General features: G+C 69.1%; 19 protein-coding genes. 14 read left to right on the forward strand and 5 right to left on the reverse strand.

The window, feature by feature from the left end; translation table 11 throughout:
- Positions 1–152: 152 nt before the first annotated feature.
- From ACFY1J_RS07980 to ACFY1J_RS07995, 4 genes are read left to right on the forward strand one after another with little or no spacing between them, the layout of a single operon-like run.
- Positions 153–929, forward strand: a complete 777-nt coding sequence (locus tag ACFY1J_RS07980; RefSeq protein ID WP_390709227.1) for a PspA/IM30 family protein — start codon at positions 153–155, stop codon at positions 927–929.
- 30 nt (positions 930–959) lie between these two features.
- Positions 960–1,238 (forward strand): hypothetical protein, encoded by a 279-nt coding sequence (locus ACFY1J_RS07985; RefSeq protein ID WP_390709347.1) that lies wholly within the window; start codon positions 960–962, stop codon positions 1,236–1,238.
- Positions 1,239–1,281: 43 nt separating this feature from the next.
- On the forward strand, positions 1,282–2,502 hold the full coding sequence (locus tag ACFY1J_RS07990) for a sensor histidine kinase (protein WP_390730893.1): 1,221 nt from the start codon (positions 1,282–1,284) through the stop codon (positions 2,500–2,502).
- Positions 2,499–3,182 (forward strand): response regulator, encoded by a 684-nt coding sequence (locus tag ACFY1J_RS07995; RefSeq protein WP_390730894.1) that lies wholly within the window; start codon positions 2,499–2,501, stop codon positions 3,180–3,182. The genes ACFY1J_RS07990 and ACFY1J_RS07995 overlap by 4 nt, the downstream gene beginning before the upstream one ends.
- A gap of 95 nt (positions 3,183–3,277) precedes the next feature.
- Here ACFY1J_RS07995 and nadA read toward each other — a convergent pair whose 3' ends face one another.
- Positions 3,278–4,462 carry a quinolinate synthase NadA gene (nadA, locus tag ACFY1J_RS08000; RefSeq protein WP_390709224.1) on the reverse strand — a complete coding sequence of 395 codons (1,185 nt, stop codon included), beginning with the start codon at positions 4,460–4,462 and terminating at the stop codon, positions 3,278–3,280.
- 252 nt (positions 4,463–4,714) lie between these two features.
- Here nadA and ACFY1J_RS08005 point away from each other — a divergent pair, with 252 nt between their 5' ends.
- On the forward strand, positions 4,715–5,071 hold the full coding sequence (locus ACFY1J_RS08005) for an iron-sulfur cluster assembly accessory protein (protein ID WP_363296976.1): 357 nt from the start codon (positions 4,715–4,717) through the stop codon (positions 5,069–5,071).
- Between the two features lie 210 nt (positions 5,072–5,281).
- Here the strand turns inward: ACFY1J_RS08005 and ACFY1J_RS08010 are convergent, their stop codons facing one another.
- Positions 5,282–7,462, reverse strand: coding sequence for a hypothetical protein (locus ACFY1J_RS08010; RefSeq protein ID WP_390730895.1), 2,181 nt, complete (start codon positions 7,460–7,462; stop codon positions 5,282–5,284).
- Between the two features lie 131 nt (positions 7,463–7,593).
- Entirely contained in the window at positions 7,594–7,803 is a 210-nt protein-coding gene (locus tag ACFY1J_RS08015) for a hypothetical protein (protein ID WP_390709222.1), read from the reverse strand.
- 130 nt (positions 7,804–7,933) lie between these two features.
- Here ACFY1J_RS08015 and ACFY1J_RS08020 point away from each other — a divergent pair, with 130 nt between their 5' ends.
- On the forward strand, positions 7,934–8,908 hold the full coding sequence (locus ACFY1J_RS08020) for a carbohydrate kinase family protein (RefSeq protein ID WP_390709221.1): 975 nt from the start codon (positions 7,934–7,936) through the stop codon (positions 8,906–8,908).
- Here ACFY1J_RS08020 and ACFY1J_RS08025 read toward each other — a convergent pair whose 3' ends face one another.
- Positions 8,909–10,285 (reverse strand): cysteine desulfurase/sulfurtransferase TusA family protein, encoded by a 1,377-nt coding sequence (locus tag ACFY1J_RS08025; protein ID WP_390709220.1) that lies wholly within the window; start codon positions 10,283–10,285, stop codon positions 8,909–8,911.
- A gap of 279 nt (positions 10,286–10,564) precedes the next feature.
- Here ACFY1J_RS08025 and coxB point away from each other — a divergent pair, with 279 nt between their 5' ends.
- The 4 genes from coxB to ACFY1J_RS08045 all read left to right on the forward strand — a co-directional run bounded on the left by coxB (position 10,565) and on the right by ACFY1J_RS08045 (position 15,063).
- Positions 10,565–11,524 (forward strand): cytochrome c oxidase subunit II, encoded by a 960-nt coding sequence (coxB, locus tag ACFY1J_RS08030; protein WP_390709219.1) that lies wholly within the window; start codon positions 10,565–10,567, stop codon positions 11,522–11,524.
- On the forward strand, positions 11,521–13,257 hold the full coding sequence (ctaD, locus tag ACFY1J_RS08035) for a cytochrome c oxidase subunit I (protein WP_390709218.1): 1,737 nt from the start codon (positions 11,521–11,523) through the stop codon (positions 13,255–13,257). The genes coxB and ctaD overlap by 4 nt, the downstream gene beginning before the upstream one ends.
- Positions 13,254–13,652 carry a cytochrome c oxidase subunit 4 gene (locus tag ACFY1J_RS08040; protein WP_390709217.1) on the forward strand — a complete coding sequence of 133 codons (399 nt, stop codon included), beginning with the start codon at positions 13,254–13,256 and terminating at the stop codon, positions 13,650–13,652. Before ctaD ends, ACFY1J_RS08040 begins: the two co-directional genes overlap by 4 nt.
- A 145-nt stretch (positions 13,653–13,797) precedes the next feature.
- A complete protein-coding gene (locus tag ACFY1J_RS08045) occupies positions 13,798–15,063 on the forward strand; it encodes an Ig-like domain-containing protein (RefSeq protein ID WP_390709216.1) in 1,266 nt (421 codons plus the stop codon).
- 27 nt (positions 15,064–15,090) lie between these two features.
- On the opposite strand, the gene ACFY1J_RS08050 is transcribed toward ACFY1J_RS08045, so the two are convergent.
- On the reverse strand, positions 15,091–15,492 hold the full coding sequence (locus tag ACFY1J_RS08050; RefSeq protein WP_390709215.1) for a hypothetical protein: 402 nt from the start codon (positions 15,490–15,492) through the stop codon (positions 15,091–15,093).
- A gap of 190 nt (positions 15,493–15,682) precedes the next feature.
- On the opposite strand from ACFY1J_RS08050, the gene ACFY1J_RS08055 reads away from it, so the two are divergent.
- The 4 genes from ACFY1J_RS08055 to ACFY1J_RS08070 all read left to right on the forward strand — a co-directional run bounded on the left by ACFY1J_RS08055 (position 15,683) and on the right by ACFY1J_RS08070 (position 19,880).
- Positions 15,683–16,303: a heme-copper oxidase subunit III gene (locus ACFY1J_RS08055; protein WP_390709214.1), complete on the forward strand. Its 621-nt coding sequence runs from the start codon at positions 15,683–15,685 to the stop codon at positions 16,301–16,303.
- 81 nt (positions 16,304–16,384) lie between these two features.
- The gene (locus ACFY1J_RS08060; RefSeq protein ID WP_390709213.1) at positions 16,385–17,197 is read left to right on the forward strand and encodes a c-type cytochrome; all 813 of its coding nucleotides are present in this window, start codon (positions 16,385–16,387) and stop codon (positions 17,195–17,197) included.
- Complete coding sequence (locus tag ACFY1J_RS08065) at positions 17,194–18,252, forward strand: Rieske 2Fe-2S domain-containing protein (protein ID WP_390709212.1); 1,059 nt, start codon at positions 17,194–17,196, stop codon at positions 18,250–18,252. Before ACFY1J_RS08060 ends, ACFY1J_RS08065 begins: the two co-directional genes overlap by 4 nt.
- A complete protein-coding gene (locus tag ACFY1J_RS08070; RefSeq protein WP_390709211.1) occupies positions 18,249–19,880 on the forward strand; it encodes a cytochrome bc complex cytochrome b subunit in 1,632 nt (543 codons plus the stop codon). Before ACFY1J_RS08065 ends, ACFY1J_RS08070 begins: the two co-directional genes overlap by 4 nt.
- Positions 19,881–19,937 lie beyond the last annotated feature (57 nt).

Genomic DNA, 19,937 nt, shown 5'->3' on the forward strand with positions numbered 1-19,937 from the left:
GGAGCGGGACCGTCCGTAGTCGTCCTTGGGGATGAGCGCATCCGTCCCCGAACAGTGCGGTAATGGAGTCAGGGCCCGTACTGTGGGTTCTGTCGCAGATCTGTGAGCTGGAGTCCGTCAGAAGGGGGCGCGCGAAGCCCATGAGCGGTGTCATGAAGCGTATGGGGATGATCTTCCGCGCGAAGGCGAACAAGGCCCTTGACCGGGCCGAGGACCCGCGCGAGACCCTCGATTACTCGTACCAGAAACAGCTGGAACTGCTCCAGAAGGTCCGCCGCGGCGTCGCGGACGTGGCGACCTCGCGCAAGCGCCTGGAACTCCAGCTCAACCAGCTCCAGCAGCAGTCCACCAAGCTGGAGGACCAGGGCCGCAAGGCGCTCGCGCTGGGCCGGGAGGACCTGGCCCGCGAGGCGTTGTCCCGCCGCGCCGCCCTCCAGCAGCAGGTCACGGACCTGGAGACGCAGCACACCACGCTCCAGGGCGAGGAGGAGAAGCTCACCCTCGCGGCCCAGCGCCTCCAGGCCAAGGTCGACGCCTTCCGCACCAAGAAGGAGACGATCAAGGCGACCTACACCGCGGCCCAGGCCCAGACCCGCATCGGCGAGGCCTTCTCCGGCATCTCCGAGGAGATGGGCGACGTCGGCCTGGCCATCCAGCGCGCCGAGGACAAGACGGCCCAGCTCCAAGCCCGCGCCGGCGCCATCGACGAGCTCCTCGCCTCCGGCGCCCTGGACGACTCCTCCGGCATGGCCAAGGACGACATCCAGGCCGAGCTGGACCGGCTCTCCGGTGGTACGGATGTAGAGCTGGAACTGCAGCGCATGAAGGCGGAGCTGGCCGGCGGCTCGCCCCAGCAGGCGATCGAGGGCGGCACCGGCCAGTCGCAGTCCCAGCAGCCGCAGGACACCCCGCGCTTCGACAAGCAGTAGCCACAAGCCTGGAGGGCCGAGATGGCGGACATGATCGTACGGATCATGGGGGAGGGTCAGGTGAGGCTGGCCGGCAGCCACCTCGCCGAACTCGACAAGCTGGACGACGAGCTCCTGTCCGAGATGGAGAACGGCGACGGCCCGGCCTTCCGCCGCACCCTCCAGGCACTCCTCACCAAGGTCCGCGACCTGGGCGAACCGGTACCCGACGACTCCCTGGCCCCCTCCGACCTGATCCTCCCGTCACCCGACGCGACGCTGGAGGAGGTCCGGGAACTGCTGAGCGACGACGGTCTGATCCCGGGGTGACGGGGCTGGGGGCGGCGGCATCCGGCGACGTACTGTTCACCCCGTGAGCACCCTGGAACGCGCCCGCAGCCGGCTGAAAGCGCACCCCCTCGCGCTCGACGCGGCGATCGCGGCGGGCGCTCTGGTGTGCATGGTCGTCGGCTCCTTCGTGGACCCCCACGGGGAGGCCGACGTCATCCGGGGCATCCGCAGCCCGGACCTGCTCAGCCTCGTCCTCATGACCGTCGGCGCCGCCGCGCTCGTCTTCCGCCGCAGCGTCCCCAAGACGGTCCTCGCGATCACCGGCACCGTCGCCCTGGTGGAGTGCGTCACCGGTGACCCCCGCGCACCGGTCGCGATGGCCGCCGTGGTCGCCCTCTACACCGTCGCCTCCACCACCGACCGGCCCACCACCTGGCGCATCGGCCTGCTCACCATGACCGTGCTGACCGGCGCCGCCATGCTCGCCGGCCCGCTGCCCTGGTACGCCCAGGAGAACCTCGCCATCTTCGCCTGGACCGGTATCGGCGCCACCGCCGGAGACGCCGTCCGCAGCCGCCGTACGGTCGTCCGGGCCATGCGGGAGCGCGCCGAGCGTGCGGAGCGCACCCGGGAGGAGGAGGCCCGGCGGCGCGTCGCCGAGGAGCGGCTGCGCATCGCCCGCGATCTGCACGACGTCGTCGCCCATCACATCGCGCTGGTCAACGTCCAGGCCGGGGTCGCCGCCCATGTCATGGACAAGCGCCCCGACCAGGCCAAGGAGGCCCTCGCGCATGTGCGCGAGGCCAGCCGCTCCGCGCTCAACGAGCTTCGCGCCACCGTCGGTCTGCTCCGCCAGTCCGGCGACCCCGAGGCCCCCACCGAGCCGGCCCCCGGCCTCAGCCGGCTCGACGAACTCGCCGGCACCTTCCGCAGCGCCGGCCTCCCGGTCCAGGTCGCCCGCGCCGACCAGGGCACCGCAGTGCCCGCCGCCGTCGACCTGGCCGCGTACCGGATCATCCAGGAGGCCCTGACCAATGTGCAGAAGCACGCGGGCCCCGAGGCCAGGGCCGAGGTCAGCGTCGTACGCGTGGGACCGAACATCGAGGTCACCGTCCTCGACGACGGCTCCGGGGACGACGCCACCGTCGAGGTGGGCGGTGGCCACGGGCTGCTCGGCATGCGGGAACGGGTCACGGCCCTGCGCGGCACCCTCACCACGGGTCCCCGCTACGGAGGCGGCTTTCGCGTGCATGCGATCCTTCCGGTCAAGACCCGCACCGCCGCGACGGGGGAGACCGCATGACGATCCGTGTCCTGCTCGCCGACGACCAGGCACTGCTCCGCAGCGCGTTCCGGGTGCTCGTCGACTCCGAGCCGGACATGGAGGTCGTGGGCGAGGCGTCCGACGGCGCGGAGGCGGTACGGCTGACCCGGGAGCGGCAGGCCGACGTCGTCCTGATGGACATCCGGATGCCGGGCACCGACGGCCTCGCGGCCACCCGCCTGATCAGCACCGACCCTTCTCTCACGGATGTCCGTGTGGTGATCCTGACGACCTTCGAGGTCGACGACTACGTGGTGCAGGCGCTGCGCGCGGGCGCTTCCGGCTTCCTCGGCAAGGGGTCGGAGCCCGAGGAACTCCTCAGTGCCATCCGGATCGCCGCGGGCGGCGAGGCGCTGCTCTCGCCGACGGCGACCAAGGGCCTGATCGCCCGCTTCCTTGCCCAGGGCGACGCGGGGGACGACGGCCGTGACCCCGCCCGCTCCGACCGGCTGAACGCCCTGACGGGCCGGGAGCGGGAGGTGCTGGTCCAGGTCGCCGGCGGCCACTCCAACGACGAGATCGCCGAGCGTCTGGAGGTCAGCCCGCTGACGGTGAAGACGCATGTCAACCGTGCCATGGCCAAACTGGGCGCCCGGGACCGGGCGCAGCTCGTGGTGATCGCGTACGAGTCGGGCCTGGTCCGCGCACGAGCGGACTGACTCCGCCGCCTCGGAACCGGAAAAAGCGGTGCCCCTCGTCATGAGGAGCACCGCTCCGGTGTGTGCGGGGTGCTTCTGTGTACGGGGTGCTTCCTTTACGGCAGCGCCAGCATGCGCTCCAGCGCCAGCTTGGCGAACGCCTCGGTCTCCTTGTCGACCTCGATGCGGTTGACCAGGTTGCCGTCTGCCAGGGACTCCAGGGCCCAGACCAGGTGGGGCAGGTCGATGCGGTTCATGGTCGAGCAGAAGCAGACCGTCTTGTCGAGGAAGACGATCTCCTTGCCCTCGGGCGCGTAGCGGTTCGCCAGCCGGCGGACCAGGTTCAGCTCCGTGCCGATGGCCCACTTGGACCCGGCCGGGGCGGCCTCCAGGGTCTTGATGATGTACTCCGTGGAGCCGACGTAGTCGGCGGCGGCCACGACCTCGTGCGTGCACTCGGGGTGGACCAGGACGTTCACACCGGGGATCCGGGCGCGCACCTCGTTGACCGAGTCCATGTTGAAGCGGCCGTGGACCGAGCAGTGGCCCCGCCACAGGATCATCTTCGCCGCGCGCAGTTCGTCGGCGGTCAGGCCGCCGTTCGGCTTGTGCGGGTTGTAGACGACGCAGTCCGCGAGGGACAGGCCCATGTCGCGGACGGCGGTGTTGCGGCCCAGGTGCTGGTCCGGCAGGAACAGGACCTTCTCGCCCTGCTCGAAGGCCCACTCAAGGGCCCGCTTCGCGTTCGAGGAGGTGCAGATCGTGCCGCCGTGCTTGCCCGTGAACGCCTTGATGTCCGCGGAGGAGTTCATGTACGAGACGGGCACGACCTGCTCGGCCATGCCGGCCTCCGTCAGCACGTCCCAGCACTCCGCCACCTGCTCGGCCGTGGCCATGTCGGCCATGGAGCAGCCGGCGGCCAGGTCGGGCAGGACGACCTTCTGGTCGCCGGACGTCAGGATGTCGGCCGACTCGGCCATGAAGTGAACGCCGCAGAAGACGATGTACTCGGCCTCCGGGCGCGCCGCCGCGTCCCGCGCCAGCTTGAAGGAGTCGCCCGTGACGTCGGCGAACTGGATGACCTCGTCGCGCTGGTAGTGATGGCCGAGCACGAAGACCTTGTCACCGAGCTTTTCCTTGGCCGCGCGGGCGCGCTCGACCAGGTCCGGATCGGACGGCGCGGGCAGGTCGCCGGGGCATTCGACGCCGCGCTCGCTCTTGGGGTCGGCCTCACGGCCGAGGAGCAGCAGGGCGAGGGGAGTCGGCTGTACGTCGAGCTCCTGGGTCTGGGCGGTGGTCACGACACGCACCCTTTCTTCTTTTCGTCTAACTGACGCTATCTATCATAACCGGTTCACGTCAGTTTGACGATGGCGATAGCGTCGATGTGACGTGAATCCCGCCGGGCCGGCCCCGGGTTCACTGTTCGCTCCACGACGCGTGTGCGAGCATGAAGAGGAACCGAAAACGCAAGTGCTCGGCCTGGAATGAATTCGTGGGCCCCGCCGGTTGCACTGTCGGCAAGCAGTCTCCGTACAACCCGGGAGAGATAGATGTCCGTATCGGACGAGACCACCACCGTCACCGACGGCATCGTTCTGACCGACGCCGCGGCGTCCAAGGTCAGGGCCCTGCTCGACCAGGAAGGCCGTGACGACCTCGCGCTGCGCGTCGCCGTCCAGCCCGGCGGCTGCTCCGGCCTGCGCTACCAGCTGTTCTTCGACGAGCGTTCGCTCGACGGCGACGTCGAGAAGGACTTCGACGGGGTCAAGGTCGTCACCGACCGCATGAGCGCCCCGTACCTGGGCGGCGCCACCGTCGACTTCGTGGACACGATCGAGAAGCAGGGCTTCACGATCGACAACCCGAACGCGACCGGCTCCTGCGCCTGCGGCGACTCCTTCAGCTGAACCGCTCCCCGAACACCGCGAAAGGCGGCGGCCCCCTCCGACGGGGCCGCCGCCTTTCGCGCATCCCCGCGCCGCGGCTGGGCCCTGTCGTCAAATCCCCGCCTGCCCCGCGACGCCATGCACGCTCCCCCAAGCTCTTCGAGCAGGGGAACCCCCATGACGCCGCGGGGCCCGCCCTTCGGGCGGACGACGGGGATGTGACGACAGGACCTAGCGCGTCGCCGAGGACGGCTGCGGCAGTCGTGCTCCCGGCTTCCGCAGCGGGATCTCCTGGCCGTCCGAGCCGACGACCTTGCGGGTGCCGAGAGGTTCGTCCAGCTGGACGGTCTGCTGGAACTGCTTGGCGATCATGATGCAGATCTTGTTGGGCCACGGCTTCTCCGTCACCGTGACCGTCACCCGGTCCGCGCTCTCGTCCGCGGAGGCCGTGTAGTCGGCGCACACCCCGCCCATGAAGCTCACGGTCAGCTCCTTGTCTCCGGCCGTGTAGCCGTCGACGTGGACGTCCCTCGTCTTCGGCGCCGAGCTCGGCTCACCGCCCGGTGAGGTCGGTTCCGTGGCCGGCGCCGACGAGGTCAGATACTTCGGGTCGACCGCCGGATACGTCACCGTGAAGGAGCCCCGCGCCTGCGACCCCGTCACCTCGAACAGCCAGGACGGCACCAGCGCCTGCCGCCCCTCGACCGAGTGCGAGGCCAGCCCGAACACCGCGCGGTCCACCGTGACCGTGGACGGGTCCTGTGCCGGGGTGGGAGTCGCCGACAGCGGCGAGGTCGGTGCCGACGTCGACGTCGACGCGCTGCAGGGCTGTTCGAGCCGATCCTTCAGCGGTACGGGGGTGGCACAGCCGCCGATGCCCATGCGCGCGTCGGTCCGCGGTGCCGAGTTCATCAAGTCCAGCGTCTTCCGCGCGCTCAGCACGGGATACGTGTCGCCCTTGACCGGCGTCTTCAGCAGCCCGTAGCCGCCGATCACCTCCCCCTGCCTGCCGACGGTCAGACCGGTCGTCCAGCCGTAGGTGGGCAGCCCGCCGACCACCGGATCGGCGTTCACCACCCGCTGGGCGCCCATCACCTGGCTCGCGTCGGCCTTCGCGTCGTCCTGGCCCAGCGCCTTCAGGATCGGTGCCGCGGCCTTCTGCGCGGCCGCCACGCTCACCGGGTCGCCGGCCGGGGCGCCGGGGTCCTGGGTGCACACGAGGGTGCTCTTGCAGTTGTCGGTGCCCGGCGCGTACCGGCTGAAGGTCCAGCTGCCCGGCGCCTGCCTGTTCACCTGCAGACTCGGCCCCGAGCCGTCCTTGTCCGGCCCGACCCGCCAGGTCTGCCCCTCGGCCACCGGCGTCCCGTCGATCCCGAACGCCTCGGCCAGCCGGGCCACCTCGTCCTTGGTGACCTCCCCGGCCGGCCGGTACACGGCGGCCGAGCCGGGCCCGTCGGGCAGCTTGCCGCTCGCCTCGTAGGTCACGCCGTACGGATTGGGCTCACCGGGCGCGATGCCGTTCGTACCGCCCGACGCGGAGGCATAGCCGTCAAGGGCGAGCGGCGGGGGAGTCCCTCCGCCCCCGGGCGCCCCCGACCCGCTGCTCCCTCCCGAGCCACCACCGGCATGCGCGGCCAGATACGCCCCACCACCACCGACCAGCAACACGGCGGCCGCAACAGAAGCAACAAGCGCCACCGACCGCCGCCGCCCGCTCCGCGCATCCTCGCCGTCGAATCCCCGCGCGACCTCGGGAACCTCACGGCCCGCCCCAGCGACTTCAGCCTCCGCGTCGACCGACGGCACGCCGTCTGCGCCGACGGCGCTGTCCGTGCCCGTGCGCCCAAGCTCCGGCGCGGCGGGTTGGTCGTCTGCCGTCCTGTGCCCGGCTTCGGCCTCGGGGGCGTGGGTGCTCGGGGTCTTCGTTTCGGCCGACGGCACGCCGTCGGCGCTGTCCGTGCCCAAGCGCCCAAGCTCCGGCGCGGCGGGTTGGTCGTCCGCCTTCCTGTGCCCGGCTTCGGCCTCGGCGGCGTCGGTGCCCGGAGCCTGGGCTTCGGTCTGCGGTGTGAGGACGGCACTGTCCGAATCCGTGCGCAGGCCATCCGGCCCGGTGGCCTCCGCGCCCGCTGTTCCGCGTGCGGCCCGGGGCCCGGCGGCCTCGGGCTCGGCGTCGTCACCGTCACCGGGCGCTTCGCGCGTGGCTTTCGGTCCCGTGGCTTCGCCGTCCTGCGCCCCCGGGGCAGCGGACGTACCGGTGGACGCCTCCGCGGCCCCGCCGGCCGTTGCTTCGAGGGCCGCGCTCGGCGCCTGCGTCGTCTCCGAGTCGCCCGTGGGAGTTCCGTCGCCGGGCTCCGTGTTCCGCGGCCCGCCGGAGGCCTCCGCGTCGTCGTGGTCGGGTCGCTCGGTGTTCACCGCATCGCTCCTCGCTGGGTCGTATCCCGCATCCCCTTCACGGGGGACGGCAATGGGACGCAGCGGGGGAGCGCGCGGTTCCCTGAAAGGCGCCGGGGCGGATCAGGGGGCGTACTTCACCGGGTCGCCACTCAGTCGCCGTAGTCGGACATCGCGTCCAGCAGCCGGGCGGACCTGGCCGGGACCTTCACGCCGTGGATGAGTGACGGGGAGACCGGACGGGCATCGATGTGCTCGGGAGCGGCCCAGTGGGGAGCCATCCGCGCACAGTCCCCGCGCAGCGACGCCAGGTCGTCGTCGAGGTCGGCCGGAGCGGAGGCATGGACCTTCAGGTTCGTCATGGCGGAACCGTAAGCACGTCGAGCCGCGCGAAGAAAGATCTACTATCGGGTAGTTTTGCCAACTTCAGAGCCCAGCCCGAACCCGGTAGCGTGAACTGTCAACCCGCCTCCCTCCAGGAGAGTCCCCGCCGTGCGCATCGCAGTCACCGGCTCCATCGCCACCGACCACCTCATGACCTTTCCCGGCCGCTTCGCCGACCAGTTCGTCGCGGACCAGCTGCACACGGTCTCGCTCTCCTTCCTGGTCGACAACCTGGACGTACGCCGGGGCGGCGTAGCCGCGAACATCGCCTTCGGCATGGGACAGCTCGGCTCGAAGCCGATCCTGGTCGGCGCCGCGGGCTTCGACTTCGACGACTACCGTGCGTGGCTCGACCGGCACGGTGTCGACACCGAGTCGGTCCGTATCTCCGAGACCCTGCACACCGCCCGCTTCGTGTGCACCACCGACGCGGACCACAACCAGATCGGCTCCTTCTACACGGGCGCGATGAGCGAGGCCCGCCTCATCGAGCTGAAGACCGTCGCGGACCGCGTCGACGGCCTCGACCTGGTCCTGATCGGCGCCGACGACCCGGAGGCGATGCTCCGCCACACGGAGGAGTGCCGCTCCCGTTCCATCGCGTTCGCCGCCGACTTCTCCCAGCAGATCGCCCGCATGGACGGCGAAGAGATCCGGATACTGCTGGACGGCGCGAGGTACCTCTTCTCCAACGAGTACGAGAAGGGCCTCATCGAGTCCAAGACCGGCTGGACCGACGAGGAGATCCTCGGCAAGGTCGGCCACCGCGTCACCACCCTCGGCTCCCGCGGCGTCCGCATCGAGCGGGCCGGCGAGGACCCGATCGAGGTCGGCTGCCCGGAGGAGGAGCGCAAGGCCGACCCCACCGGCGTCGGCGACGCCTTCCGCGCCGGCTTCCTGTCCGGCCTCGCCTGGGGCGTCTCCCTGGAGCGCGCCGCCCAGGTCGGCTGCATGCTCGCCACCCTCGTCATCGAGACGGTCGGCACCCAGGAGTACCAGCTGCGCCGCGCCCACTTCATGGACCGCTTCACCAAGGCGTACGGCCATGACGCCGCCGCCGAGGTCCAGGCGCACCTGGCCTGATCAGGACACCCGGCGGACCACGTACGCCGACCCCTGGTCCGCCGGCTCCTCACCCACGTACTCCTGCCCCCGCATCTCGCACCACGCGGGAATGTCCAGCCGGGCCGCCTCGTCGTCCGACAGGACCCGCACCGTGCCGCCCACCGGCACGTCCCCGATGACCTTGGCCAGCTCGATCACCGGGATCGGGCAGCGCTTGCCGAGGGCGTCCACCACCAGCTCCTCGGCCCGCACCACGGTCGCCGGAGCCGGCGCCCCCAGCTTCTCCCGCACCCCGGCCACCGCCCCCGCGAGCACCCCGAGGAACCGCTCGACGTCCTCCTGCGCCGTCCCCGGCGGCAGCGACACCCGTACGTTCCCCTCGCTCAGCACCCCCATCGCCTTCAGCACATGGCTCGGCGTCAGCGTGCTGCTCGTGCAGGACGATCCGGACGATACGGAGAAACCCTCCCGGTCCAACTCGTGCAGCAGGGCCTCTCCGTCGACATAGAGACAGGAGAAGGTGACGATCCCGGGCAGCCGGTGCTCCGGATCGCCGACCACCTCCACGTCCGGCACCAACTGCGGTACCCGCGCCCGGATCCGCTCCGTCAGCTCCCGCAGCCGTACCGCCTCGGCGGCCGCCTCCGCCCGTACCGCCCGCAGCGAGGCGGCCGCGGCCACGACGGCCGGGATGTTCTCGAACCCGGCCGCACGCCCCGACTCCCGCTCGTCCACGGGCCCTTGGGAGGCGAACCGCACTCCCTTGCGCACGACGAGCAGCCCGACCCCGGACGGCCCGCCCCACTTGTGGGCGCTCGCCGCCAGCAGCGACCAGTCGCCCTCGACCCGCCCCCAGCCCAGCGACTGGGCCGCGTCCACCAGCAGCGGCACCCCGGCCGCCCGGCACGCCTCGGCCACCGCCGCGACCGGCTGCTCGGTCCCCACCTCGTGGTTGGCCGACTGCAGACAGGCCAGCGCGGTGTCCGGCCGCAGCTCCTTCTCGTACGACTCGACGCTCACCGCACCCGAACGCAGCACCGGCACCCGGGTCACCGTCCCGCCGTCCGCCTCGAACGCCTCCGCCGAATGGAGCACCGAGGAGTGTTCGACCGCTGACACGATCAAGTGACGTCCGACCCGCCGACGCCCGGCCAACGCACCCGCGACTCCCATATGCACGGCACGCGTACCGGACGATGTGAACACCAGCTCATCACTCCGGCACCCCACGGCCTCGGCAGCCGCCTCCCGTGCGGCGTCGAGCAGCAGCCTGGCCCTGCGCCCTTCCCGGTAGAGCCGGGAGGGATCGGCCCACCCCTCGTCGAGGGAGGCCAACAACGCCTGACGGGCAACAGGATGAAGGGGGGCGGCAGAGGCGGCGTCGAAGTAGGACATACAGCAACGTTAAAGCGTCCGGTCAGCAGACCAGGGGCGGGGGAACTGCGCGACCGGCCACAAGGCGACTTGCACCCGCCAAACCACCCGAACCCCCGAGCTACTAGGCGCTTTCGGGTGACCCGCAGCGCGTATGGCACCCTCCCCTCGAACCCCCGGAGGGCGTCGGCTAGGGTTTGGTCCGCATAAACATCAAACCCCTGCCCGACGCAGGACGGCGACCGACCAGCGAGAAGGCCGCAGCCAACCGCGCGGGCGAGACTCTCGGGAAGGCGCTACGTGAGTCCCAACGGCTCCGACCGCTCGCCGCGGCGCCCGATGCGGCGGAAGCTGCTGCAGGCAATGACCGCGGGCCTGGTCCTGGCGACCGCTACCGGTTGCACATACAAGGACTTCCCCCGCCTTGGTATGCCCACCCCGGTCACGGAAGAGGCTCCGCGGATCCTCTCCCTGTGGCAGGGCTCCTGGGCTGCCGCGCTCGCCGTCGGCGTGCTGGTGTGGGGCCTGATCCTCTGGGCGGCCATGTTCCACAGGCGCAGCCGCACCAAGGTCGAGGTACCTCCGCAGACCCGGTACAACATGCCGATCGAGGCCCTGTACACGGTGGTCCCGATCATCATCATCTCGGTCCTGTTCTACTTCACGGCCCGGGACGAGACGAAGCTCCTGGACCTCTCCAAGAAGCCCGACGTCACGGTCAACGTGGTCGGCTTCCAGTGGAGCTGGGGCTTCAACTACGTCGCGGACGTGCCCGGTTCCACCGGCAACGCCAAGACGTCCCCGGAACTGTTCGCCATTCCGGACCGGTTCAAGAAGGACTTCCCGGCGAACGCCGGCGGTGTCTACGACGTCGGTACGCCCGGCACGAAGAACCCGCAGACCGGCAACCCCGGCCCGACCCTCTGGCTCCCCAAGGGCAAGACGGTCCGTTTCGTCCTCACCTCGCGTGACGTCATCCACTCCTTCTGGGTGGTGCCGTTCCTGATGAAGGTGGACGTCATCCCGGGCCACACCAACGCCTTCCAGGTGATTCCCAACCAGGAGGGCACGTTCCTCGGCAAGTGCGCCGAGCTCTGCGGCGTCGACCACTCCCGGATGCTGTTCAACGTGAAGGTCGTCTCTCCCGAGCGTTACGAGCAGCACCTCAAGGACCTCGCCAAGAAGGGGCAGACCGGTTACATTCCCGCCGGCATCGCGCAGACGCCGCACGAGAAGAACCGGGAGACGAACAACCTGTGAGCATCCTCAACGAACCCCAGGGTGCCGCGGCAGCTGAAGACTCGTACGAGAACGAGCTGCCGGTCAGGCGCAAGCAGCCCGGCAACGTCGTGGTGAAGTGGCTGACGACCACCGACCACAAGACGATCGGGACGATGTACCTCGTCACGTCGTTCGCGTTCTTCCTGATCGGCGGCGTGATGGCACTGCTCATGCGTGCCGAGCTGGCCCGTCCGGGCCTGCAGTTCATGTCGAACGAGCAGTTCAACCAGGCGTTCACGATGCACGGCACGATCATGCTGCTGATGTTCGCGACGCCGCTGTTCGCCGGCTTCACGAACTGGATCATGCCGCTCCAGATCGGTGCCCCCGACGTCGCCTTCCCCCGCCTGAACATGTTCGCCTACTGGCTGTACCTGTTCGGCTCGACGATCGCGGTCGGCGGCTTCCTCACCCCGGACGGCGCGGCCGACTTCGGCTGGTTCGCCTACTCCCCGCTGTCGGACGCGGTCCGCTCGCCGGGCATCGGCGCCGACATGTGGATCATGGGTCTGGCCCTGTCCGGCTTCGGCACCATCCTCGGCTCGGTCAACTTCATCACCACGATCATCTGCATGCGCGCCCCGGGCATGACCATGTTCCGCATGCCGATCTTCGTGTGGAACGTGCTGCTGACCGCGCTGCTGGCCCTGATCGTGTTCCCGGTCCTCGCGGCCGCGCTGTTCGCCCTGGAGGCGGACCGCAAGTTCGGCGCCCATGTATTTGATTCCGCCAACGGCGGAGCCCTGCTGTGGCAACACCTCTTCTGGTTCTTCGGCCATCCAGAGGTGTACATCATCGCGCTGCCGTTCTTCGGCATCATCTCCGAGGTCATCCCGGTCTTCTCCCGCAAGCCGATGTTCGGCTACATGGGCCTGATCGCCGCGACCATCTCGATCGCCGGTCTGTCCGTGACCGTGTGGGCCCACCACATGTACGTCACCGGCGGTGTGCTGCTGCCGTTCTTCTCCTTCATGACCTTCCTGATCGCGGTCCCGACCGGGGTGAAGTTCTTCAACTGGATCGGCACCATGTGGAAGGGCTCGCTGTCCTTCGAGACACCGATGCTCTGGGCGACCGGCTTCCTGATCACCTTCACGTTCGGTGGTCTGACCGGTGTCATCCTGGCCTCGCCGCCGATGGACTTCCACGTCTCGGACTCGTACTTCGTGGTGGCGCACTTCCACTACGTGGTGTTCGGCACCGTGGTGTTCGCGATGTTCTCCGGCTTCCACTTCTGGTGGCCGAAGTTCACCGGCAAGATGCTGGACGAGCGCCTCGGCAAGATCACCTTCTGGACGCTGTTCCTCGGCTTCCACGGCACGTTCCTGGTCCAGCACTGGCTGGGCGTCGAGGGCATGCCGCGCCGTTACGCGGACTACCTCGCGGCCGACGGGTTCACCGCCCTGAACACGGTCTCGACGATCAGCTCGTTCCTGCTCGGCCTGTCGATCCTGCCGTTCCTCTACAACGTGTGGAAGACGGCCAAGTACGGCAAGCCGGTCGGCGTCGACGACCCGTGGGGCTACGGCCGCTCGCTGGAGTGGGCGACCTCCTGCCCGCCGCCGCGCCACAACTTCCTCACCCTGCCGCGGATCCGCAGCGAATCCCCGGCGTTCGACCTGCACCACCCGGAGATCGCCGCCATGGAGCAGCTGGAGCTCGCCGGTCACGGCAGCAGCGCCATCGCGGGCAGCAAGGAGGCCGGCAAGTGAAGATCCAGGGCCGGTTGTTCATCTGGCTGAGCGTCTTCTTCCTCGCCATGGCGGTCGTCTATGGCGTGTGGTCGAAGGAGCCGGCCGGTACCACGGCGCTCTTCCTGGCCTTCGGCCTGAGCATCATGGTCGGCTTCTACCTGGGCTTCACCGCCCGGCGGGTCGACGCGGGTGCCCAGGACAACAAGGAGGCCGACGTCGCGGACGACGCGGGCGAGCTGGGCTTCTTCAGCCCGCACAGCTGGCAGCCGCTCGCCGTGGGCACCGGTGGCGCGCTGGCTTTCCTCGGTGTCGCGGTCGGCTGGTGGCTGCTGTACTTCTCGGCGCCGATCATCCTGATCGGCCTGTTCGGCTGGGTCTTCGAGTACTACCACGGTGAGAACCGCACCCAGTAGCACGGCGCCGCGCCAACAGGGGAGCCCGGACACTCCGTCAGGAGGTCCGGGCTCCTTCCTTTGCGGTGCGGGGGCGCGCCGCGCCCGTCCCCCGTTCGGCCCCACCCACCGCGCCGCGGCCGACGAAGCTTCTTAGCGTGAGGCCATGAGAACCTCTCCGCGCACCCGCACCGTCGTCGTCGGCTGCACGCTGCTGGTGGCCGCCCTGGGCGCCGGCGCCACCGCGTGTGGTTCGGACGAAAACCCGCTGGCGGCCGAGCCGTACGACGCAGCGGACCAGATCTCCTTCAACAGCCCCACCGGGGCGGGGAAGAAGGTCGACCCGGACAAGCCCCTGGAGGTCACCGCGGAGGACGGTGAGGGACGCATCACGGACGTCACGGCCACCGACTCGACGGGACGCTATGTGGCGGGTGAACTGGCCGCCGACGGCAGCCGCTGGCACAGCACCTCCCCGCTGGCCGCGGACGCCCACTACACGGTGCGGGTCAGCACCGAGGACGAGGACGGGGCCCCCGGCCGCAAGGTCCTCACCTTCGACACGAGCAAGCCCACCACCAAGAAGACCCTGGACGTCACCTTCGGGCCCAAGGCGGGCCAGTACGGCGTCGGGCAGCCCATCACGGCCGACCTCAACCAACCCATCAAGGACAAGGCCCAGCGGGCCGTCGTCGAGCGCGCCCTCAGGGTGGACTCCACGCCCGCCGCGGACGGCACCTGGTACTGGGTGAACGACAAGCAACTGCACTTCCGCCCCAAGGACTACTGGCCCGCCCACGCGACGATCCTGGTGCACAGCAACCTGGAGGGCGTGAAGGTCGGCGACCGGCTGTGGGGCGGCAAGGCCAAGCCGCTGACCATCACCACGGGCGACAAGATCCAGGGCGTCACGGACGCCTCGGCGCACTCCATGACGGTCTACAAGAACGACGCGCTGATCAACACGATCCCGGTCACCACCGGAAAGCCCGGCTTCGAGACCCGCAACGGCGTCAAGGTGGTGCTGGAGAAGCAGTACTTCGTACGGATGCGCGGCACCACCGTCGGCATCTCCGAGGACAGCTCCGACTCCTACGACCTGCCGGTGTACTACGCGACCCGCGTCACCTGGTCCGGCGAGTACGTGCACGCGGCACCCTGGTCGGTGGGCTCCCAGGGGTCCGCGAACGTCAGCCACGGCTGCACCGGTATGAACACCAGCAACGCCGAGTGGTTCTTCGACACGTTCCACCCTGGCGACCTGGTCAAGGTCGTCAACTCCAACGGGCACGAGATGGAGCCGTTCGGCAACGGCTTCGGCGACTGGAACCTCGACTGGGCCAAGTGGCGCGCGGGCAGTGCCCTGACCAACGGCAAGCAGGACGCCCCGAAGCCCCAGGACGCGGACCGCCTCCGGCCGACGGCGGTATGACCGCCCCGCGCCCCTGCCCCCGGGCTCCTAGGCGCTCTGGAGCCTCTTCTGCCGCAGCAGGGACGCCAGGGCACCGGCGAACTCCACCGGCTCCACAGGGAGCGTCACAGCCGCGTCGGCGCGGCTCCAGGTGGCCAGCCACGCGTCCTGCGGGCGGCCGATCAGCAGGAGCACCGGCGGGCAGTTGAACACCTCGTCCTTGATCTGGCGGCACAGGCCCATACCCCCCATGGGCACGGCCTCGCCGTCCAGCACGCAGACGTCGATGCCACCCTTGTCCAGCTCCGTCAGAACGGCCGCGGGAGTCGCGCATTCCACGAACTCCACCACAGGGACGTCGGGAGCCGGCCTGCGTCCGGTGGCGAGCCGCACCTGCTCGCGGGTGTTGGAGTCGTCGCTGTAGACCAGCACCGTGGCGGTCGGCTGCATTGTTCCTCCGGGACGTCAGCGTCGTACGGACAGGACCGATGGGCCGGATGCTACCCCTTCCGACACCGTGTCAACAGCGGCTCGGACAGGACTTCGAAAGACCGCTGGATGGGCCATCCGGGCAGTACACACGGTACGGACACTCCGAACGGCACCCCCCGGAGTGAGGGCGGGATAAGCGACCGACATAATGTCGGTCGTGGCGACAGCAACGACAGTAGATACCGGGCACGCGCACCCGTCGGTCAATCGGCCGAACCTCACCAGCGTCGGAACCATCATCTGGCTGAGTTCCGAGCTGATGTTCTTCGCGGCCCTCTTCGCGATGTACTTCACCCTTCGATCGGTGACAGGTCCCGAGCACTGGAAGCACATGGCCGAGGCCTTGAACTTCCCGTTCTCGGCGACGAACACCACGATCCTGGTGCTCTCCTCCTTCACCTGCCAGATGGGCGTCTTCGCCGCCGAGCGCGGTGACGTGAAGAAGCTCCGGGCCTGGTTCACCGTCACCTTCATCATGGGTGCGATCTTCATCGGCGGTCAGATCTACGAGTACACCGAGCTGGTGAAGAAGGACGGGCTCTCGCTCTCCTCCGACCCGTACGGCTCGGTGTTCTACCTGACCACCGGCTTCCACGGCATGCACGTGACGGGCGGCCTCATCGCCTTCCTGTTCGTCCTCGGCCGCACCTACGCGGCGAAGAGGTTCACCCACGAGCAGGCGACCGCGGCCATCGTCGTGTCCTACTACTGGCACTTCGTCGATGTCGTCTGGATCGGCCTCTTCGCCACGATCTACATGATCAAGTAGTCGGGGCCGTTCCCGCACGCGTTTGTCGAAACGCACATCCCAGAAGCATCGACGCAGAAGATCCTGACACCGGGGTAATCCGTGAAAAAGCTCTCCGCACGACGACGCCATCCGCTGGCGGCGGTCGTCGTCCTACTCCTCGCGCTGGCGGCCACGGGGGGGCTGTACTCCGCGTTCGCGCCCGCGAGCAAGGCGCAGGCCGATGAAACCGCCCAGTCCCTGACCATCGAGCAGGGCAAGAAGCTCTACTCGGTCGGCTGCGCCAGCTGCCACGGCACCGGTGGCCAGGGCTCCTCCGACGGGCCGAGCCTGGTGGGCGTCGGCGCCGCGGCCGTCGACTTCCAGGTCGGCACCGGCCGTATGCCCGCCGCCACCTCCCAGGGCGCCCAGGCTCCGCGCAAGAAGCCCATCTACACGCAGGCCCAGATCGACCTGCTCGCGGCGTACGTCGCCTCGCTGGGTGCCGGTCCGCAGGTGCCGACGGGCGAGCAGTACAGCCCCGAAGGCGCGGACATCTCCAAGGGCGGTGAACTGTTCCGCACCAACTGCGCGCAGTGCCACAACTTCACCGGCAAGGGCGGTGCGCTGACCGATGGCAAGTACGCGCCGAGCCTTGAGGGCGTCGACCCGAAGCACATGTACGAGGCCATGCTCACCGGCCCGCAGAACATGCCGTCCTTCCCCGACACGACCCTGTCGGAGAAGAACAAGAAGGACGTCATCGCGTACCTGAACGCGGTCGACAGCGACCAGACGGAGAACCCCGGCGGCCTCGAGCTGGGCGGCCTCGGGCCGGTCACCGAGGGCCTGTTCGCGTGGATCTTCGGTCTCGGCGCATTGATCGCGGTCGCCGTCTGGGTCGCCGCTCGGACCGCAAAGGCCAAGAAGTCATGAGTAGCCAAGACATTCCAGAAGAGAACCTGCCCGCTGAGCAGGAGACCGCGCACGGCGCGGTGAGCATCGCGGACGAGAAGGACCCGTTCGCGGACCCGGGCCTGCCGCCCCACGAGCACCGGATCCAGGACATCGACGAGCGGGCCGCCAAGCGGTCCGAGCGCGTCGTCGCCCTGCTGTTCACGGTCTCGATGCTCGCCACCGTCGGCTTCATCGCCTCGTACGTGGCGATCCCGCACGACAAGTCGATCTTCGTCTTCCCGATCGGTCACCTCAGCGCGCTGAACTTCGCGCTGGGCCTGACCCTCGGCACGGCGCTGTTCTGCATCGGCGCGGGTGCGGTCCACTGGGCCCGCACCCTGATGTCCGACGTGGAGATCGCCGACGAGCGTCACGCGATCTCGGCGCCGCCGGAGGTCAAGGCGAAGGTCATCGCCGACTTCAAGCAGGGTGCCAAGGAGTCGGCGATCGGCCGCCGCGGGCTGATCCGCACCACGATGTTCGGTGCGCTCGCCCTGGTGCCGCTCTCCGGCGTCATGCTGCTGCGTGACCTCGGCCCGCTGCCCGGGACCTCGCTGCGGCACACCCTGTGGGCCAAGGGCAAGCTGCTCGTCAACATGAACACCAACGAGCCGCTGCGTCCCGAGGACGTCGCCGTCGGCTCGCTGACCTTCGCCAAGCCCGAGGGCCTGGAGGAGACCGACGAGGAGTTCCAGGAAGAGATCGCCAAGGCGGCCCTGATGATCGTCCGGCTCCAGCCGGACAACATCAAGGACAAGCGCGAGCTCGCGTGGTCGCACGAGGGCATCGTGGCGTACTCGAAGATCTGCACCCACGTCGGTTGCCCGATCTCGCTGTACGAGCAGCAGACGCACCACGTGCTGTGCCCCTGCCACCAGTCCACCTTCGACCTCTCCGACGGTGCCCGGGTGATCTTCGGCCCCGCCGGTCACGCCCTGCCGCAGCTCCGCATCGGCGTGAACGACGAGGGCTACCTCGAGGCGCTCGGCGACTTCGAAGAGCCCGTCGGTCCTGCATTCTGGGAGCGCGGATGAGCACCAACGAGAACAACGAGCGACGCGGCAAGGCGCCCGCCGGCGAGCGCGTCGCCGACTGGGCCGACGGCCGGCTCGGGATCTACTCCCTGGCCAAGTCCAACATGCGCAAGATCTTCCCCGACCACTGGTCGTTCATGTTGGGCGAAGTGTGCCTGTACAGCTTCATCATCATCATCCTCACGGGTGTGTATCTGACGCTGTTCTTCCACCCGTCGATGAACGAGGTGGAGTACCACGGCAGCTACGTCCCGCTGCAGGGACAGCTGATGTCCGAGGCGTTCAGCTCGACCCTGCACATCTCCTTCGACGTGCGCGGTGGTCTGCTCATCCGGCAGATCCACCACTGGGCCGCGCTGATCTTCCTCGCCGGCATGTTCGTGCACATGATGCGCGTGTTCTTCACCGGCGCGTTCCGCAAGCCGCGTGAGATCAACTGGCTGTTCGGCTTCCTGCTGTTCGTCCTGGGCATGTTCACCGGGTTCACCGGTTACTCGCTCCCGGACGACCTGCTCTCCGGCACCGGTGTCCGCTTCATGGAGGGTGCGGTCCTGTCCGTGCCGATCGTCGGCACGTACCTGTCGTTCTTCCTCTTCGGCGGTCAGTTCCCCGGCCACGACTTCGTGGCCCGGTTCTACTCGATCCACATCCTGCTGCTGCCGGGCATCATGCTCGGCCTGGTGGTGGGCCACCTGATCCTGGTCTTCTACCACAAGCACACGCAGTTCGCGGGACCCGGAAAGTCCGAGAAGAACGTCGTCGGCATGCCGCTGCTGCCGGTGTACATGGCCAAGGCCGGAGGCTTCTTCTTCCTGGTCTTCGGTGCCATCGCGGCCATCTCCGCGATCGCGCAGATCAACCCGATCTGGGCCATGGGCCCCTACCGTCCGGACCAGGTGTCCACCGGCGCCCAGCCGGACTGGTACATGGGCTTCTCCGAGGGTCTGATCCGCTTCATGCCGGGCTGGGAGGTCAACTTCTGGGGTCACACGCTCGTCCTGGGCGTGTTCATCCCGCTGGTGATCTTCCCGCTGGTCCTGGTGGCGATCGCGGTCTACCCGTTCATCGAGTCCTGGGTCACCGGGGACAAGCGCGAGCACCACATCCTGGACCGCCCGCGCAACGCCCCGACGCGCACCGCGCTCGGTGTCGCCTGGATGACGGTGTACCTGACGCTGCTGGTCGGCGGTGGCAACGACCTGTGGGCCACGCACTTCAACCTGTCGATCAACGCGGTCACCTGGTTCGTCCGGATCTTCGTCTTCGTCGGACCGGTCCTGGCGTTCCTCCTCACCAAGCGGATCTGCCTCGGCCTGCAGCGCCGGGACCGGGAGAAGGTGCTGCACGGTCGCGAGACCGGCATCATCAAGCGCCTGCCGCACGGTGAGTTCATCGAGATCCACGAGCCGCTCAGCCAGGAGCAGCTGCACACCCTCACGGCGCACGAGCAGTACGCGCCGGCCGAGATCGGCCCGACGGTCGACGAGAACGGTGTCGAGCGCAAGGTGCCGGGCTCGCAGAAGCTGCGCGCCAAGCTCAGCGACGCGCTCTACGGCGAGGAGTCCCAGATCCCGAAGGCCACCGTCGAGGAGTACAAGGAGATCACGAGCGGCCACGGCCACCACTGATCGCTGCGCACGCCACGCCACGGCAGGGGCCCCGTCCGGTGTTCGGACGGGGCCCTT

The organism is Streptomyces sp. NPDC001406 (assembly GCF_042895285.1).
GTDB lineage: Bacteria > Actinomycetota > Actinomycetes > Streptomycetales > Streptomycetaceae > Streptomyces.

What these genes read in the sequence shown, in the direction of transcription:
- ACFY1J_RS08055 (WP_390709214.1), top strand. Translation starts at nt 15,683, where the DNA reads ATGTCGGTCGTGGCGACAGCAACGACAGTAGATACCGGGCACGCGCAC.
- ACFY1J_RS08045 (WP_390709216.1), top strand. Translation starts at nt 13,798, where the DNA reads ATGAGAACCTCTCCGCGCACCCGCACCGTCGTCGTCGGCTGCACGCTG.
- ACFY1J_RS07985 (WP_390709347.1), top strand. Translation starts at nt 960, where the DNA reads ATGATCGTACGGATCATGGGGGAGGGTCAGGTGAGGCTGGCCGGCAGC.
- ACFY1J_RS07980 (WP_390709227.1), top strand. Translation starts at nt 153, where the DNA reads ATGAAGCGTATGGGGATGATCTTCCGCGCGAAGGCGAACAAGGCCCTT.
- ACFY1J_RS07995 (WP_390730894.1), top strand. Translation starts at nt 2,499, where the DNA reads ATGACGATCCGTGTCCTGCTCGCCGACGACCAGGCACTGCTCCGCAGC.
- ACFY1J_RS08050 (WP_390709215.1), bottom strand. Translation starts at nt 15,492, where the DNA reads ATGCAGCCGACCGCCACGGTGCTGGTCTACAGCGACGACTCCAACACC.
- ACFY1J_RS08065 (WP_390709212.1), top strand. Translation starts at nt 17,194, where the DNA reads ATGAGTAGCCAAGACATTCCAGAAGAGAACCTGCCCGCTGAGCAGGAG.
- ACFY1J_RS08015 (WP_390709222.1), bottom strand. Translation starts at nt 7,803, where the DNA reads ATGACGAACCTGAAGGTCCATGCCTCCGCTCCGGCCGACCTCGACGAC.
- ACFY1J_RS08070 (WP_390709211.1), top strand. Translation starts at nt 18,249, where the DNA reads ATGAGCACCAACGAGAACAACGAGCGACGCGGCAAGGCGCCCGCCGGC.
- ACFY1J_RS08025 (WP_390709220.1), bottom strand. Translation starts at nt 10,285, where the DNA reads ATGTCCTACTTCGACGCCGCCTCTGCCGCCCCCCTTCATCCTGTTGCC.
- ACFY1J_RS08005 (WP_363296976.1), top strand. Translation starts at nt 4,715, where the DNA reads ATGTCCGTATCGGACGAGACCACCACCGTCACCGACGGCATCGTTCTG.